Origin of the sequence: Filibacter tadaridae (genome assembly GCF_900609045.1) — a bacterium.
GTDB classification, from domain to species: Bacteria; Bacillota; Bacilli; order Bacillales_A; family Planococcaceae; genus Sporosarcina; species Sporosarcina tadaridae.
Genome location: NZ_UXAV01000042.1, coordinates 323,295 through 339,839, shown reverse-complemented (window position 1 = coordinate 339,839; position 16,545 = coordinate 323,295). Strand labels below are relative to the sequence as shown.

The 16,545-nt window shown below is 41.0% G+C and carries 17 protein-coding genes; 16 read left to right on the top strand and 1 reads right to left on the bottom strand.

Annotation, left to right across the window (positions count from 1 at the left end; all coding sequences use genetic code 11):
- Window positions 1-21: 21 nt before the first annotated feature.
- Window positions 22-996, top strand: coding sequence for an NAD(P)H-dependent flavin oxidoreductase (locus FILTAD_RS11075; protein ID WP_124070824.1), 975 nt, complete (start codon window positions 22-24; stop codon window positions 994-996).
- Window positions 997-1,096: 100 nt separating this feature from the next.
- Here the strand turns inward: FILTAD_RS11075 and FILTAD_RS11070 are convergent, their stop codons facing one another.
- On the bottom strand, window positions 1,097-1,369 hold the full coding sequence (locus FILTAD_RS11070) for an alpha/beta-type small acid-soluble spore protein (RefSeq protein ID WP_124070823.1): 273 nt from the start codon (window positions 1,367-1,369) through the stop codon (window positions 1,097-1,099).
- Between the two features lie 290 nt (window positions 1,370-1,659).
- On the opposite strand from FILTAD_RS11070, the gene FILTAD_RS11065 reads away from it, so the two are divergent.
- The 15 genes from FILTAD_RS11065 (at window position 1,660) to FILTAD_RS10995 (ending at window position 16,537) form a co-directional block, all read left to right on the top strand.
- Window positions 1,660-2,418, top strand: a complete 759-nt coding sequence (locus tag FILTAD_RS11065) for a cytochrome c biogenesis CcdA family protein (RefSeq protein WP_124070822.1) — start codon at window positions 1,660-1,662, stop codon at window positions 2,416-2,418.
- A gap of 14 nt (window positions 2,419-2,432) precedes the next feature.
- Window positions 2,433-3,026: a peroxiredoxin family protein gene (locus tag FILTAD_RS11060; RefSeq protein WP_124070821.1), complete on the top strand. Its 594-nt coding sequence runs from the start codon at window positions 2,433-2,435 to the stop codon at window positions 3,024-3,026.
- A gap of 61 nt (window positions 3,027-3,087) precedes the next feature.
- Window positions 3,088-3,771 carry a response regulator transcription factor gene (locus FILTAD_RS11055; protein ID WP_124071213.1) on the top strand — a complete coding sequence of 228 codons (684 nt, stop codon included), beginning with the start codon at window positions 3,088-3,090 and terminating at the stop codon, window positions 3,769-3,771.
- Window positions 3,758-4,864 carry a sensor histidine kinase gene (locus tag FILTAD_RS11050; protein WP_124070820.1) on the top strand — a complete coding sequence of 369 codons (1,107 nt, stop codon included), beginning with the start codon at window positions 3,758-3,760 and terminating at the stop codon, window positions 4,862-4,864. Before FILTAD_RS11055 ends, FILTAD_RS11050 begins: the two co-directional genes overlap by 14 nt.
- A gap of 561 nt (window positions 4,865-5,425) precedes the next feature.
- Complete coding sequence (locus FILTAD_RS11045; protein ID WP_124070819.1) at window positions 5,426-5,821, top strand: thioesterase family protein; 396 nt, start codon at window positions 5,426-5,428, stop codon at window positions 5,819-5,821.
- 40 nt (window positions 5,822-5,861) lie between these two features.
- On the top strand, window positions 5,862-7,007 hold the full coding sequence (locus FILTAD_RS11040; RefSeq protein ID WP_124071211.1) for a Leu/Phe/Val dehydrogenase: 1,146 nt from the start codon (window positions 5,862-5,864) through the stop codon (window positions 7,005-7,007).
- 15 nt (window positions 7,008-7,022) lie between these two features.
- Window positions 7,023-8,078: a pyruvate dehydrogenase (acetyl-transferring) E1 component subunit alpha gene (gene pdhA, locus FILTAD_RS11035; RefSeq protein WP_124070818.1), complete on the top strand. Its 1,056-nt coding sequence runs from the start codon at window positions 7,023-7,025 to the stop codon at window positions 8,076-8,078.
- A gap of 2 nt (window positions 8,079-8,080) precedes the next feature.
- Entirely contained in the window at window positions 8,081-9,097 is a 1,017-nt protein-coding gene (locus FILTAD_RS11030) for an alpha-ketoacid dehydrogenase subunit beta (RefSeq protein WP_124070817.1), read from the top strand.
- Between the two features lie 12 nt (window positions 9,098-9,109).
- Window positions 9,110-10,330 (top strand): dihydrolipoamide acetyltransferase family protein, encoded by a 1,221-nt coding sequence (locus tag FILTAD_RS11025; protein ID WP_124070816.1) that lies wholly within the window; start codon window positions 9,110-9,112, stop codon window positions 10,328-10,330.
- Window position 10,331: 1 nt separating this feature from the next.
- Complete coding sequence (locus tag FILTAD_RS11020; RefSeq protein ID WP_124070815.1) at window positions 10,332-11,765, top strand: dihydrolipoyl dehydrogenase family protein; 1,434 nt, start codon at window positions 10,332-10,334, stop codon at window positions 11,763-11,765.
- A gap of 185 nt (window positions 11,766-11,950) precedes the next feature.
- A complete protein-coding gene (locus FILTAD_RS11015) occupies window positions 11,951-12,949 on the top strand; it encodes an ABC transporter substrate-binding protein (protein ID WP_124070814.1) in 999 nt (332 codons plus the stop codon).
- Window positions 12,950-12,966: 17 nt separating this feature from the next.
- On the top strand, window positions 12,967-14,016 hold the full coding sequence (locus tag FILTAD_RS11010) for an ABC transporter permease (RefSeq protein WP_124070813.1): 1,050 nt from the start codon (window positions 12,967-12,969) through the stop codon (window positions 14,014-14,016).
- Entirely contained in the window at window positions 13,994-14,791 is a 798-nt protein-coding gene (locus tag FILTAD_RS11005) for an ABC transporter ATP-binding protein (protein WP_124070812.1), read from the top strand. Before FILTAD_RS11010 ends, FILTAD_RS11005 begins: the two co-directional genes overlap by 23 nt.
- A 190-nt stretch (window positions 14,792-14,981) precedes the next feature.
- Complete coding sequence (locus FILTAD_RS11000) at window positions 14,982-15,773, top strand: fumarylacetoacetate hydrolase family protein (protein WP_238988229.1); 792 nt, start codon at window positions 14,982-14,984, stop codon at window positions 15,771-15,773.
- Window positions 15,770-16,537, top strand: coding sequence for a fumarylacetoacetate hydrolase family protein (locus FILTAD_RS10995; RefSeq protein WP_124070811.1), 768 nt, complete (start codon window positions 15,770-15,772; stop codon window positions 16,535-16,537). The genes FILTAD_RS11000 and FILTAD_RS10995 overlap by 4 nt, the downstream gene beginning before the upstream one ends.
- The last annotated feature ends 8 nt before the right edge of the window (window positions 16,538-16,545 follow it).

The following is a 16,545-nucleotide window of genomic DNA, read 5'->3' as shown; positions in this document are numbered from 1 at the left end:
TTTAAAGAGGGGTGTGAAAAGATGATATACCTTTGTGAACGTCTGCAAATCGACTACCCAATTATTCAAGGTGGGATGGGAAATATAAGTAATGCACAGCTCACAGCAGCAGTATCAGAAGCGGGCGGGCTAGGCACCATCGGGTGTGGAACAATGACACCCAGTGAAGTGGAAACGATTATTCTCGAGACGAAAAAACGGACGCGTAAAAACTTTGCGGTCAACATCGCCATCAATGTTTCACCCTATACGGAAGAACTGATTAACCTTGTCGTCAAACATAGCATTTCAGTCGTTTCTCTATCAGCGGGAAATCCAACACCGTATATTCCTAGATTGCACGAACAGGGTGTAACAGTCATCGCGCTTGTTGCTTCGGTAAGACATGCACGTAAGGCGGAGGCAGCAGGTGCGGATATTGTTGTAGCGGAAGGATTCGAAGCGGCTGGCATTAACTCGAATCTTGAATTGACGACATTTGCGCTGATTCCACAAATTGTCGAGGCGGTAAACATTCCAGTCGTTGCTGCAGGTGGTATCGGTGATGGTAAAGGGCTGGCGGCGGCACTTATGCTTGGTGCAAAAGGTGTACAAATTGGGACCCGACTTATTGCAACAATAGAGGCACCATTCCATGAGGCATATAAAAACAATCTAGTAAGAGCAAGCGACACGGAGACAATCCTTATCGGACGCAGCGTAGGACGTCTAAGAAGAGTATTGAAAAATCCGTATGCAGTGAAACTAGATGAATTGGAAAAGTTAGGATTGACGTTACAACAATACGGTGAAATGACGTCGGAAAAGCAACATGTCAAAGGTGCGATTGAAGGCGATATGGATAATGGTTTTATCAATAGTGGTCAAATTGCAGGCTTGATAGAAAATATTCCAACTGTAAACGAATTACTCGATGGCATGATGGAAGAGGCTGGGAATCAAATGGATATGAAACGTAAAGAGTTTAGCGGATTACAAAATAAAAAGAGGAATTGAAAAGCGCATCCCAACAGTTAGGGCTTTGTAATTTCAACAATCAGTGAGTGGCGATAATAGTAGAAAAATGCCGATCCATTTACCCGGATCGGCATTTTTTCTATTTCTTCAACATTTGCTCCTGCGCTAATCTCACCATTTCTTTGACCATATTCCCACCGATTGGACCGCCAATTTTTCCTGCCTGTTCCGAAGTCAATTCTCCGTTGTACCCTTTGGAAAGAGGAATACCAAGCTCATCTGCAATTTCAAATTTCACGTTACTTGGTTTGGCAGGATCCACCGTATAGCCTTGTGCCTTCATAACATCCGCTTTTAATTGGTCCATTGCTACTCTGGCACCAGGTACTTGGATTTTGTTGTTGCGAGCCATTTTATCGCCTCCTTAAGCCAGTAGTATTCCCCGAATGTAAAAAATTACTGCAACGATTTGGAAAGCTTGGTTCATCAAAAAATAATCCCGAATCGCCGTCCGGCTGTCTAATTCTTACCTCCGACCATTCTAGATAAAGGAATAAGAGAAAAAATGGCATGCACTTTTTCGTTGTATTCATCATACTTTCACATTGTTCATGTAACCTATATGTAAACGAGTGAGGGAGACTACTTTATAGTCCGATTTAGTCAAATTTCGTTTAGTAAAAAAAAGGTTGGTGTCATTGAATGGGTGGAATTGAAACAGATACAATGTTGTTGGTAGGCATGTTTTTGGCGATGGGAGCGGGAGCATTATCGTTTTTATCACCATGTGTATTGCCAATTTTCCCTGCCTACTTATCGTATATTACGGGAATCAGTGTGCGCGAGTTGAAAGGGAAACAGGATATCAAAATAAGAAGAAAACTGCTTAGTCATTCTGTGTACTTTTTACTTGGCGTTTCACTCATTTTCATTAGTTTAGGGGTAGGAGCTTCATTTTTGGGGCAATGGATCCAGGGATTGTTATCAGGGAGTACTGGATTGCTCATTCAGCGGCTCGCAGGTATTTTCATCATAATAATGGGGCTTTTCGTTGCGGGTTGGATCAATTTCAAATGGTTGATGTCTGAAAAACGTTTCCAGTTTTCCGAAAAACCTGTTGGTTATTTGGGAACTTTCTTTGTCGGGATGGGATTCGCAGCAGGATGGACGCCGTGTATTGGCCCAATATTCGGTTCGATTTTATTTTTGGCAGCATCGAATCCTACACAGGGTGTCATTTATACAATTATGTACGTAATCGGTTTCGCATTGCCTTTTCTCGTTTTGACTTTTTTCCTTGGTTCGACAAAGTGGATTGTCAGACATACTGGGATCATCATGAAAATCGGTGGCATCGTGATGATTGTCATGGGCTTGGTATTATTTTCAGGTGAAATGACCCGAATCACTGCATTTTTATCTCAGCTTGCTGAGGGTACATGGCTTGAGAAACTTGGATAGAGGGGAAGAGGGATATGAAGAAAACGATACTGGCTGTGCTCTTGATTATCGGAATGCTGACATGGGTAGTATACGACTTTGTGGATAAACCCAATATGGAAGCCTCATCCGATACACAGGATAACAAGGTAGGGGATGAACTAGATGATACTGAAGAAAGTGCGACCTTGCAAGAAAGTGATAAAATCGGTCTTGCCCAAGGAAACAAAGCACCGGATTTCGAATTATCTACACTAGACGGTAAAACTGTTAGACTTTCAGATTTCAAAGGCCAAAAGGTGATGCTGAATTTCTGGGCGACATGGTGTCCCCCTTGTCGTGCGGAAATGCCGGATATGCAAAAGTTGCATGAAAATGAAAATGTCGTTGTATTAGCTGTAAATTTAACTGAAACAGAAAGCAGTATGGAAAACATATCGGGATTTGTCGAAGAACTAGCGTTAACCTTCCCAATTTTGTTAGATGAAAAGATAGAGGTTGCGGGTCTATATAAGATACAACCAATCCCGACTTCTTATTTAATAGACACAACTGGGCATATTTATAATGTTGCATTCGGAGCCTTGCATTATAAGACAATGGTTGAAGAATTTGAAAAGATGAAATGAAATCGACGTATGGCGTACAATGAAAAAAGAAGAAAGGCAAAGTTGCAGACGGGGTGATCAAGTGAAACAGATGATATTAATCGTGGAAGATGATCCAATGATTCGTGGACTTATTCATATCTATCTTAAAAGAGACAATTATGATGTTGTTGAGGCGGTTGATGGTGAAGAGGCAAAGACCGCCTTTTTGGCCAATCATCCGTGTCTGGTCATCCTTGATTTAATGTTACCGAAGGTGAGCGGGGAAGAATTCTGTCTCTGGGTTCGCGAACAGGGTCATAACGAAGTACCTATTATCATGTTATCTGCAAAAGCACGTATTGACGATAAGATTGCGGGATTGAAAATGGGTGCGGATAATTACGTGACAAAACCTTTTGATCCGGATGAATTGATGGCCCATGTGGAAGCTGCCTTGCGCCGCGGGGGACAATTTTGTCAGAAAGTTTCCTATGACGGGCTAACTATAATGCCACGAAAAGGCCAAGTCCTACTTTACGATAAACCTGTCAACTTAACGAGTCATGAGTTTTCCCTTCTATATTGTTTGATGCAAAATCCGGATATCGTATTTTCCCGTGAAGAGTTAATTGAACAACTTTATCCCTTTAACGAACAAACCATATTAGATAGAACCATTGATGCACATATAAAAAAGTTGCGCGAAAAGATTGAAGATACCCCTTCCAGTCCGAAACGTATCCAAACTGTGCGGGGAATGGGGTATAAGTTTGCAACTGCCTGAACGACTCAAACACTTGCTTCCTAAGGGGTTCTTATGGCGACTGACATTCTTGAATATTGCAGTCATTGCAATTGCAATCGGCGTGAGCGGATGGGCAGTATATAATACAGCCTGTTTTCTCGTTGAAGGCATGGGACATTTGGATGGTCAGCGGCAACGTCGGTTCAATGCCACTTTGCGTCAGTATTTTTGGGTCTTTAGCCTAACAGGAGTCGTAGCCGGGAGTTTTCTACATTATTACTTTACAAAAAAACTCATCAATCCTGTTCGGCAACTAATCGAGTCCACAAAGCGGCTGCAAAAAGGAGAGTATCCAGATCCAGTCGAAAGTCCTTCACATGATGAAGTAGGGCGGTTGGTTCAACAATTCAACAATCTCATTCATCAACTGCAATCAAATGAGGAACATCGACACAAGCTTGTTTCGGATTTATCCCATGAATTCAGAACGCCGTTATCAAATTTAAATGGTTATTTAAGGGCTCTGCAAGGAGGCGTAATCGAAGGGAATCCAAAATTGTACGAATCCCTTTATCTTGAATCCAAAAGATTGACACAGATGATTGAACAACTTGACCAATTAAAAGAATGGGACTATGCTGCATCCCAAACAATCGCACGTAAGGAAACTGTAAATATAGGGGGTGAAATCGATAATTGTGTTGCGATGTTTGAATGGAAGCTTTCGCAAGCCGATATTCAAATAAATGTTGAATTGGATGAAAAAGAGATGACTATTCAGATACAGGGCATCCAGCAAGTTGTTAGTAACTTGTTGGATAATGCCATTCAATACTATGAAGGATTTGGACCCATCAGTATACAGGGTGAAGCACATGCTACGGAATATCTATTTTCGATAACCGGACCGGGTACGCCGATTGTCTCTACCGAAAAGAATAGAATTTTTGAACGTTTTTACCGGGTCGATGCCTCGCGTAGCCGTGAAACAGGTGGTTCCGGCCTTGGGCTTGCCATCGCGAAAGAGATCATTGAACGGCACCATGGTAGGATTGGTGTTGAGCCGATGGAAGGGGCGAACCGTTTTTGGTTTGTGCTCCCTTTTATACAGGTGGGGGACCGACCAATGTAAGGCGCCTTTGCTGGTTTTCATACGGATTCATTAATACAACATACATAATAAGCCCATGTTAATTCCGATAGGAATTCGCATGGGCTTATTAGTCTATTCATATGTTCGAGTTCAATTGTCAATTTAATAAAAGAAGATAAAGACAACATCATGACCGTCAATTCCGGCTTTTAAATGCTTCCAGTGTGATTAACTTATGTTTACGCGCAAATCTCTCAGTTTTCGTACTATCTGCATGATTCTTCAATAGCGTGATTAGTATGGAGTGTTCTTTGATAGATTGAGGTGTTCGGTTCGGATAGAATGTGAAACCCGCATGTCTAACAATATCGAGACGACCCCATGTTTCTTTAATATTTCTATTGTCGCTTATTCATTTTAGTTTTCATAGTACCTATACTATATAGGAATTCATATATGATTGTAAGACTACAAAACTTGAAAGTGTCATATAGTAGGACTATATAGGTTGACGTAAAGACTTCATCTAACACCGCTCAGCGCATTCGCTGTAGGTTATATTGAATTATCGAAATTTAAATAATAAGTAGGGGACGGAAAATGAAACCAGGTTTGCATGTCGGCAGGGAAGAACGTATTGAAATTACTGTGACTGAGGAAATGTTTGCTGCATTTGAAGGTGAGGTTATACATCCGGTCTATTCTACAGTAGCGATGACGTATCATATGGAGTGGGTTTCGCGAAAAATCATTCTTCCATTTTTGGAGGACTATGAAGAAGGAATGGGAGCTTCGGTTAAGTTGAAGCATCTAGCCGCTTCTCCACTTGGGTCAATTGTTACTGTAAAAGCGATTTTAATTGAAATCCGTGAAAATGTCGTTTTGACCGAAGTGACCGCCGAAAATAGCTTGGGCCTTATTGGAAGAGGCGAAGTGATGCAAGTTATATTGCCGAAAGAAAAGATTATGGAAAAACTAAAACAGGCTTCATCTTAACCATTCTTTGCGTACACATTAAAGGGGGGCATAATGCGTGATGCTAGCTGAAAAAGAATCAATGACGAAGGACTTTGAACTTTTTAATCGGATGAGTGAACACGAACAAGTTGTTTTTTGTAATGATCCTTCGACAGGTCTACGTGCAATTATTGCAATCCATGACACAACACTCGGGCCCGCACTGGGAGGCTGTCGCATGCAACCATATAGTAGTTTGGATGAGGCATTGGAAGATGTTCTTCGTCTGTCGAAAGGGATGACTTATAAATGTGCAGCTGCCGATGTCGATTTCGGTGGAGGGAAAGCAGTTATAATTGGTAACCCGAAAACAGACAAAACACCTGAATTATTCCGCGCGTTCGGTCAATTTGTGAATTCCCTTGGAGGCCGATTTTACACAGGAACAGATATGGGAACGACGATGGATGATTTTGTGCAAGCGATGAAAGAGACGAACTTCGTCAACGGATTGCCTGAAGTATATGGCGGTGGCGGTGATTCTTCAATTCCGACGGCAGCAGGAGTACTGTACGGGATTAAAGCGACCAATCAAATGCTCTATGGAAATGATGAGTTAGGCAGTCATATATATGCTATTCAAGGGTTAGGAAAAGTCGGCTTCAAAGTTGCGAGCGGGTTGCTTGAAGCGGGTGCTCAAATTTATGTAACGGATATTAATAAAGATAGTCTGCAGGCAATTGATGAAGTAGCAAAAAAAACAACGGGAAAAGTGCAAGTTGTAGCAAATGAAGATATTTATTCACAGGAAGCTGATATATTCGTTCCGTGTGCGTTTGGCGGGATTATTAATGACACTACAATTCCCCAGCTTAAAGTCAGAGCGATTGTGGGTTCAGCCAACAACCAGTTACTAGATGATAGACATGGGAAATTACTGCAAGATAAAGGGATTTTATATGCCCCCGATTATATTGTGAATTCTGGTGGACTTATTCAAGTGGCAGATGAATTATACGGCATCAATCATGAACGGGTGCTTGCTAAAACAAAGCATATCTATGATGCCGTTTTGGAAGTCTATAAGGAAGCTGCTACTAGTGGTAAAACTACTGGGGAATCAGCAAATGAAATGTGTGAAAAACGCATCACGGACAGAGGGAAACGTAATAATTTTTACTCAGCACCAGTAAAACCGAAATGGGCGATTCGTAATTTATCTTGAAGGGAGGTAATTTAAATGACAGATAACTATCCCGTGAAAAGAGTAATAGATGATAAGGGCAATCTTATTGATGAACGTTTTAAAGAACATATTAGTGAACGATTAGTGAAAGAACTCTATTATCATATGGCACGCATTCGTGCATTTGATAGAAAAGCGATTAACTTGCAACGACAAGGACGCCTCGGAACTTACGCACCTTTTGAAGGACAGGAAGCTGCACAAGTTGGGAGTGCACTTGCACTACAAGCTGATGACTGGGTTTTCCCGACATATCGTGATCACGGTGCCACGATAACTTTCGGGAAAAGTATGACGAGAACATTTTTGTACTGGAATGGCAGGGTAGAAGGTTGTGTTGCGCCTGCAAATCGGAATATCTTCCCACCAGCCGTTCCGATTGCGACCCAACTTCCCCATGCTGCCGGCGCCGCGTGGGCGGAAAAAAGAAGAGGGAGTAAAAATGCGGCTATTGCTTATTTTGGCGATGGTGCCACATCCGAAGGTGACTTCCATGAAGGCTTGAATTTCGCAAGTGTTTTTAAAGTTCCCGTTGTCTTTTTCAATCAGAATAATGGCTATGCTATATCAGTGCCAATTGAAAAGCAGATGAATTCTGAAACAATCGCACAAAAATCAGTAGCTTACGGAATGCCGGGTATACGGATTGATGGTAACGATTGCTTTGCCGTCTATTTTGAAACGAAAAAAGCATTTGATTATGCAAAAGGTGGAAATGGCCCGACGTTAATAGAAGCGGTAACATGGCGAAGAGGTGCTCATACAACCGCAGATGATCCATCTAAATATCGTTCAGATGAACTAGGTAAAAAAATCGTTGATCCACTAACACGGATTGAACTGTTTATGAAAACCTACGGCTATTGGGATGAGGAATGGATTCGAGCAACATCTGAAAAGCTGACGAATGAAATAGATAGAGCAGTAGAAGAAATGGAAACCTTTCCACCGCCTAAAGTAGAAGACGTTTTCAATCACGTATATGCAGAAATGCCAGCTCAACTTGCTGAACAGAAAGACGCATACTTTGCGCATTTAGGGAGGCAATAATTATGACGCAAATGAAAGAGGTAATCGGGGAAACTGAAACAACAAAACAAATGACGCTCATTCAAGCGATCAATGATGCCATGCGTATATTGTTAAAAGAAGATGAACGAACAATCATTCTGGGAGAAGATATCGGTAAAAATGGGGGCGTATTTCGTGCCACGGAAGGTCTCCAAGAAGCGTTTGGGGATGATCGTGTAGTCGACACACCCCTTTCAGAAGCTGGAATTATCGGTACGTCGATTGGCCTAGCGGTAAATGGTTTTAGACCGGTTGCAGAAATTCAGTTCCTCGGTTTTATCTATCCTGCATATGAACAAATCATGACACATGTATCACGTATTCGAATGCGTTCAATGTCCCGCTTTACAGTGCCAATGGTCATTCGGGCACCATACGGGGCAGGAATTCGCGCGCCGGAAATACATTCTGACAGTACAGAAATTTTATTCACACATATGCCTGGCATAAAAGTTGTTTGTCCTTCCAATCCTTACGACGCAAAAGGGTTACTAATTGCAGCGATGGAAGATCCGGATCCCGTTCTCGTGTTAGAGCCGATGAAAAACTATCGTTCAAAAAGAGCAGAAGTTCCTGTTGGAAAATATTCTGTGGAAATCGGTAAAGGAAAAATAGTACGTGAAGGTTCGGACGTGACCCTTATTGCTTGGGGAGCAATGATAACAATTGCGGAAAAAGCGGCTGAACAGGCTGCTGAAAAAGGAATCAGCTGTGAAATTATAGATCTTCGAACGCTTTATCCAATTGACCGGGATATTATTTCCCAATCTATTCAAAAGACGACAAGAGCAGTTATCATTCATGAAGCGCATAGTACCGGGGGCCTTGGCAACGATATTGTTTCGATTATAAACGATACATCGTTTCTTTATCTGCGTGCTCCAATCGAACGTATTACAGGCTTTGATGTACCGGTCCCATTCTTTACTTTAGAAGAACATTACCTTCCGACACCGGCACGCGTAGTTGAAGGAATCGAAAAAGTAGTTCATTTTTAAGGGGGGGATGGAATGCTTGAAGTAAAGCTACATGATATAGGCGAAGGAATGACCGAAGGAGAAGTGATCCATTACTTAGTCAAAATTGGCGATTCGGTTAAGACGGATCAGCCGCTTGTCGAAGTACAAACGGACAAAATGGTCGCTGAACTTACTTCCCCCTGTACGGGAATTGTAAAGGAAATTTGCATTGCAGTGGGAGAAACGATTCAAGTTGGAACAAGTCTGCTTGTCATTGAGAAAATGGGTGTTGCAAATACTGAACAACGTGTGAAAGTAAACACAAAACAAACAGCTGAGCAAAAAGCAGTGTCCTTAATCGGGCAGGAAGGAAAATTACTCCTGAACCCTTACAAACGAGTGCTTGCTGCTCCATACACACGTAAAATCGCACGTGACAACAATATTAAAATTGAAGACGTCCCTGCATCAGATCCATCCGGAAAAGTGACCGAAGAAGACGTTTACAGTTTTTTGAATGAAAACCAGCAAAGTGAAAAATCCATTAACGAAGTTTACCTAGAACCTTCCAGCCAAAAGAATCCCGATGAAATTCCGTTTAAAGGTATTCGAAAAAAAATTGCGGAGAAAATGACAAAATCACTTTTCACTATTCCGCATGTTACTCATTTTGACGAAGTCAATATGACGAACTTATTTAAAATGAGGGAGGAATTGAAAGACTCAAGTGAATCAGTCAGTGTTCCCGCTTTCCTTATTAAAGCACTGGTTATTTCATTGAAGGAATTTCCGATATTCAATGCCGAACTCGATGAAAAAAACAGTCGGATACTGCTTAAGAAAAACTATCATATAGGTATCGCAACAAATACGGAAAGCGGACTAATTGTCCCTGTTATCCATGATGTTGATATGAAATCAATCAAACAGATTAACAAAGACGTAAAAGAATTAACAGCAAAGGCGATTGCCGGTACATTACAACCATTTGAAATGAAAAATAGTACCTTTACGGTGAGTAATGTTGGACCTCTTGGAAGTACGGGTGCAACGCCTATCATCAATTACCCGGAAACAGCCCTTATCGCTTTCCACAAAACGAAAAAACAACCAATTATAAATGAACGAGATGAAATTGTCATCGGTCATATCATGACATTATCCATGGCGTTCGACCATCGTGTTGCTGACGGTGCAACAGCTGTTGCATTTACGAACCGCTTTGCAAGCCTAATTGAACAACCCCACAAACTGATAATGGAGATGATATAAAATGGTTGTTGGGGAAATTAGCCAGGAAAGAGATCTAATTATCATCGGCGGAGGACCAGGCGGCTATTCCGCTGCTATACGTGGTGCACAACTAGGTCTTGCCGTGACATTAATTGAACAGAGTGAAATGGGTGGTGTTTGCCTAAATGTTGGCTGTATCCCCTCCAAAGTTTTTACCCATGCAGCAGCTAAATGTGCGGAAACAGCTCATTTGCAAGAACTTGGTATCGGTAGTTCCACTGATATATTCGATTTTAAAAAGCTACTTTCCTATAAAGCCAAGGTCATCAATCAGCTCAGAACAGGCGTAGAAAGCCTTTGCAATGCAAACAAAATTGAAATAATTCGTGGAAAAGCAACATTCCTTGGTGTAGATCGAATCGGTGTAGAGAATGGACATCAATTCGATATTTTTGAATTTGAACAAGTCATCATTGCAACTGGAAGTTCTCCAATTATGCCGCCTGCTTTGAAAAGAAAAGGAAAAAGGACTTTATTGCCGTATGAATTATTTATGCTTGAAGAGATGCCAGAACACCTTATTGTTAGGGGCCAGGATTATATTGCGCTTGAAGCTGCATCGAGTTTTGCAGCGCTAGGTACAAAAGTCAGTATTGTGATAGATGAAAAAATTAGTTTTCCTTTTGATGAATCAATAAACAAGGAACTAAATCGATTATTTAAAAAAAGGAAAGTCAGTGTCCATAAAGAAAATGAATTCATTTCAACGAGTGAAACGGAAGATGAAATTACAATCACTTTTAAAACAGGTAAACATGTAGAAAATTCAATACAAGGAACACATTTAGTTGTTTCAGGAACGAGTACACCAAACTTGGATTCCCTAGGCATAAACCGATTCGGAATTGAACAAACAAGTGAGGGTTTTATAAAAGTAGGCGAGAACATGCAATCATCGATACCTTCAATCTATGCAATTGGTGATGTTACAGAAGGTCCGATGCTTGCAGTGAAGGCGATCAAACAAGGTAAAACTGCTGTTGCCTCCATTGCAGGAGAAAAAGTGGCAATGAGTCTTACATTTTACCCGGTGATAGCTCATACAATACCACCAGCTGTTTCTGTGGGCCTCACTGAAGAAAATGCACGTGATTTCGGGCTGGATGTTCGTATAAGTCAATTTGCACTTGGTGGCAATGGTTATGCAACCATTACTGGCAAAAAGGATGGCTTTATTAAAGTTATATCCAACTCCGCCACCGAAATCATTGAAGGTCTTCATATGATTGGAGAAGGAGCTATTGAAATGGCGGGTTCCTTTGTACAATTGCTGGAAATGGCTGCAAAAGAAGAAGATATAAAGTTTCCACTCTATGCACATCCGGGATTCAATGAGGGATTACTTGAAGCAATAGAAGGGTTAATCGGACAAGCAATTCATGCAATACCGGTGAAAAATAATAGCTTATTATAAATTGATTAAAAGAATTATCATATTCCCCCCAAAAACTTTAAAAAAGCTGTATAATAAACGAATTAACTAACTGAACATTATAAATTTTTTAATTCTATTATCAGTTTAACGCATCATTTTAGGTTATCACTCATTGGTTTTAAATAAATACAAAATAAAAGCACTGTAAAGAGAGGGGAAATGGTATGAAAATCAGTTGGAGGAAAATGGCGGTTGTTATTTTTAGTACTGCGTTAATTCTTGGGGCATGTGGCAGTGGCGAAGGGGATAATCAAGGGAAAAGTCAAGGGAAAGATGCTTCTTCAAAGAAATATAAAATTGGAGTCAGCCAAATTGTGGAACACCCATCTTTAAATGCAGCTTATGACGGTTTTAAAAAGGCCCTGGAAGATGCAGGGATAGACGCAGAATACGACGTGCAAATTGCACAGGGAGATAACAGCGCCAATACGACAATCGCGACCAACCTTGTCAGTTCAGGTGTGGACCTTATATTTGCCAATTCAACACCTAGCGCGCAGGCAGCAGCAAGCGCAACCACTGAAATTCCAATCATTTTCACTTCAGTGACCGATGCAGTAGGTGCGGAGCTCGTTGAATCCATGGAAAGTCCGGGCGGCAATATAACAGGCACAATAGATGCTCATCCAGATGCAATCTCCAATACAATGAAGTTCCTTAAAGAAGAATTAGATGCAAAAAGTGTTGGAATGGTGTTTAACGCAGGTGAACAAAATTCTCGTGCTCAAGTGGATTCTGTTAAAGAGATGTTGAAAGACATGGATATGACTGTTGAAGAAGCTTCTGTTTCAACTTCTGCAGATGTAAAACAAGCGACTGAATCACTTCTCGGTAAAGTAGATTCAATGTATATCATTACTGATAATACGGTTGTTTCAGCACTTGAATCTGTTATTTCTGTTGCAAACGAAAATAAAATTCCGATGATGGTCGGTGAGTTCGACTCTGTAAAACGTGGTGGCTTAGCCGCATATGGATTCGAATACTTTGATATTGGATACGAAGCAGGAGAAATGGCAGTAAAGATTTTAAAAGGTGAAAAGAAGCCCGCTGATTTACCTGTTCAAATACCACAAAAATTAAAGCTTATTATGAACAAAGACACGGCTGATACGCTTGGTCTTGACATTAAAGACGCATGGAATGCTGAATTCAGTGATTAACTAGGAGGTGGTTCTACATGTTTGCATCTATATTCGGATCTGTAGAGCAAGGAATCATCTATGCAATTATGGCACTCGGCGTGTATATTTCATTTCGAGTGCTAGATTTCCCCGATTTAACAGTTGATGGGAGTTTTGTAACAGGGGCTGGAGTTGCTGCCACAATGATAATCTTTGGATATCATCCGGTAGCAGCTACAGCAGTAGCCATTGTCATCGGTTTTCTTGCCGGGTGTGTTACCGGCCTCCTACATACAAAAGGAAAAATCAACGCACTTTTAGCCGGGATTCTGATGATGATCGCTCTATATTCAATAAATCTACGCATTATGGGCCTGACATCTCCTAACTCAATTGGTCGACCGAATATTCCTTTGTTGAATGCTGAAACGATGTTTATTCAATTTCAATCATTTTGGGGTTCTTTAGGAATCGATACAGCGATAAATAACTTTTTTAGTCTGCTAGGTGTTCAATTTTTGCCTTCCACATGGGGTACTTTGTTCATCATGACAATTATCGTTTTTATTATTAAATTCATTGTCGATTGGTTCTTGAGAACCGAAGTGGGTCTTGCGATAAGAGCTACCGGTGATAATAAAAAAATGATTCGCAGTTTATCAGCGAATACAGATACATTGGTCATTGTAGGTCTTGGCTTTTCAAATGCACTTGTAGCCTTTTCAGGAGCTCTAATTGCGCAGTATAGCAGGTTTGCTGATATTGGAATGGGAATTGGAATGATTATTATTGGTTTAGCTTCGGTTATTATCGGTGAGGCCATTTTCGGTACAAAAACGATTGTCAGAACAACTATTGCTGTTATTGCAGGGGCTGTCATTTATCGAATCGTACTCGGTCTTGCACTTCGAGTGGAATTTCTTGACACGGGGGATATGAAGTTGATCACCGCTGTAATTGTAATCGGAGCATTGATCTTACCGCAATACTTTGAAAAGAAAAGGGAGAAAACTAGAAAAGCCAAACGTCATGCAGAACGACTAGCAGAACAACGAATTTCACCTTTGAAAGGAGGAAATGGTGTTGCTGAAACTCAATCAGATTAATAAATTATTCAATGAAGCAACACCGGACGAAAAAATTGCGTTAGATCAAATTAACCTGCATTTAAGTCCAGGGGATTTCGTAACGGTAATAGGCAGTAACGGTGCTGGTAAATCGACAATGTTAAATATGATTTCTGGGGCCCTTTCTCCAGACTTTGGTGAAATAGAAATTGCAGAAAGAAATGTTACAAAATTACCGGAATATAAACGGTCCCAAATGATTGGTAGGGTTTTCCAAGACCCGATGGCAGGTACAGCACCATCAATGACAATCGAAGAAAACCTTGCCATGGCTTACTCCCGTAACAAAAAGAGGCGCTTTAGGAAAGGTGTAGATAGGAAGAGGCGAGAGTTTTTCCGTACTTCACTTGAAACGCTGCATTTAAATTTAGAAAACCGTTTGAATGCAAAAGTCGGTATGCTTTCGGGTGGTGAAAGGCAAGCGTTGTCTCTCTTGATGGCTACCTTCACACAACCGTCCATTTTACTATTGGATGAGCATACCGCAGCACTCGATCCTTCCAGAGCAGAACTCATCACGAATTTAACGAAACTACTAGTTGAAAAAGATCAGTTAACCACACTAATGATTACACACAATATGCAACAAGCATTGGATTTGGGGAATCGCCTAATTATGATGGATAAAGGGCAGATCATTTTGGAAATTGGATTTGAAGAGAAACAACAATTGACAATCCCTGCATTGATGGATGAATTTCAACGAATTCGTGGTGAAAAACTAACAAGTGACAAAGCATTATTATCCGTTTAGATGGAAACGATGCAATATAAAAAAAGACAACCATACGACTAGTTAAGCGTACAGGGCGTCTTTTTTTATGGGTGATAATTTGTTTCACTCTATAGGAATGGCGTTTTTTGCACGATACAGTCGGTATTTCTCGGGAAATATAGGTAGTTGACAGTTGAAATATCGACCGATAATCAGAGGGGTGAAATGAGTGACTAAGGCAAAGATTAAAGCCGTTGGATCAAATGAATTACAAACAGTGGAAGTCAACATAAAAACAAATACAATTTTTATGAATGATAATGCAATCCATGCAAGTGACTTGCAACTTTTTAATCCCATCAATGGAACAGTTTTCGGTACATTACTAAATTATAAAGGAGAACTTGAATTATTAGGAGGCGCAGTCCACGAAAAACCTTATCAATCTCCACCTATTGCTCCAGTACTCTATATTAAACCAGCAAATACATTCAATCATTTCGGGGCGGAAATCCTAATGCCGACAGGGATGGATAAGCTTAAAATAGGTGCAGCGCTTGGCCTTGTGATTGGCAAACGAGCAAGCGAAATAGATGAGGCTACAGCTATGGATTATATAGCGGGTTATACGATTGTGAATGATGTAAGCGTGCCGCATGAAAGTATATTTCGTCCAGCTGTTCAACATAATGCACGCGACGGATTTTGTTCGATGGGTCCTTGGATCATCGATTATCACGAAGTGGAAGACCCGGATGATTTAACAATCCGTGTATTCATTAATGAAAAACTCCAACAGGAAAACTCAACATCGAACCTAATTCGTCCCATCTCCCGTTTACTGGCGGATGTAACGGAGTTCATGACATTGAGCCCAGGTGACGTGCTTCTTGTTGGGGTCCCTGAGCACGCACCACTCGCGTATGTGGAAGATACAATCCGGATTGAAATCGAAGGTATCGGCAGTTTAGAAAACATTGTTGTTGCGGAAATGGATATAGGGCGGAGGAATGTGATATGAAAAAGGCTCGAGTAGCCTATGGCGGTGCTATCCACGAAGCAATCGACTGGGATGGCCGGCTTAAATTAGATGATGGCCGAATTATTGAAGAAGGAAAGGCACAATGGCTGACGCCAATTGAACCGCGAACCGTTTTTGCATTAGGGCTGAATTATGCAGATCATGCAGCAGAACTTGCATTTACACCGCCATCGGAACCGCTTGTTTTTTTAAAAGGGCCGAATACATTTATTGGTCATCAAGCTTTTACGCGGCGCCCAGCAGATGTTACGTATATGCACTACGAATGTGAGTTAGCTGTAATTATAGGCGAAACAGCAAAAAATGTTAATAAAGAAGAAGCCTACAACTATGTGAAAGGGTACAGTATCGCCAACGACTACGCGATTAGAGACTATCTGGAAAACTATTATCGGCCAAATTTACGCGTGAAAAACCGGGATACGTGTACACCAATGGGTCCGTGGATTGTTGATGCTGAAGATATTCCTGACCCTATGAATTTAACAGTAAAAACCTATGTGAATGGCAAACTTGTTCAAGAAGGAACGACAGCGGATATGATTTTTGATATTCCGGCTCTTATTTCGTATTTAAGCAGCTTTATGACACTGAGTGAAAATGATGTCATTCTTACGGGGACACCTAAAGGTTCTGTTGATACGATTGTCGGGGATGTTGTTGTCACAGAAATCGAAGGGGTTGGTAGGTTAGTCAATACAATCATTGGAGATGAAGCTTTTTCAATTAGCAACCAAATGTAGGAGGGATA

What these genes read in the sequence shown, in the direction of transcription:
- FILTAD_RS10995 (WP_124070811.1), top strand. Translation starts at nt 15,770, where the DNA reads ATGAAAAAGGCTCGAGTAGCCTATGGCGGTGCTATCCACGAAGCAATC.
- FILTAD_RS11075 (WP_124070824.1), top strand. Translation starts at nt 22, where the DNA reads ATGATATACCTTTGTGAACGTCTGCAAATCGACTACCCAATTATTCAA.
- FILTAD_RS11065 (WP_124070822.1), top strand. Translation starts at nt 1,660, where the DNA reads ATGGGTGGAATTGAAACAGATACAATGTTGTTGGTAGGCATGTTTTTG.
- FILTAD_RS11070 (WP_124070823.1), bottom strand. Translation starts at nt 1,369, where the DNA reads ATGGCTCGCAACAACAAAATCCAAGTACCTGGTGCCAGAGTAGCAATG.
- FILTAD_RS11025 (WP_124070816.1), top strand. Translation starts at nt 9,110, where the DNA reads ATGCTTGAAGTAAAGCTACATGATATAGGCGAAGGAATGACCGAAGGA.
- FILTAD_RS11060 (WP_124070821.1), top strand. Translation starts at nt 2,433, where the DNA reads ATGAAGAAAACGATACTGGCTGTGCTCTTGATTATCGGAATGCTGACA.
- FILTAD_RS11030 (WP_124070817.1), top strand. Translation starts at nt 8,081, where the DNA reads ATGACGCAAATGAAAGAGGTAATCGGGGAAACTGAAACAACAAAACAA.
- pdhA (WP_124070818.1), top strand. Translation starts at nt 7,023, where the DNA reads ATGACAGATAACTATCCCGTGAAAAGAGTAATAGATGATAAGGGCAAT.
- FILTAD_RS11040 (WP_124071211.1), top strand. Translation starts at nt 5,862, where the DNA reads ATGCTAGCTGAAAAAGAATCAATGACGAAGGACTTTGAACTTTTTAAT.
- FILTAD_RS11015 (WP_124070814.1), top strand. Translation starts at nt 11,951, where the DNA reads ATGAAAATCAGTTGGAGGAAAATGGCGGTTGTTATTTTTAGTACTGCG.
- FILTAD_RS11045 (WP_124070819.1), top strand. Translation starts at nt 5,426, where the DNA reads ATGAAACCAGGTTTGCATGTCGGCAGGGAAGAACGTATTGAAATTACT.
- FILTAD_RS11020 (WP_124070815.1), top strand. Translation starts at nt 10,332, where the DNA reads ATGGTTGTTGGGGAAATTAGCCAGGAAAGAGATCTAATTATCATCGGC.
- FILTAD_RS11010 (WP_124070813.1), top strand. Translation starts at nt 12,967, where the DNA reads ATGTTTGCATCTATATTCGGATCTGTAGAGCAAGGAATCATCTATGCA.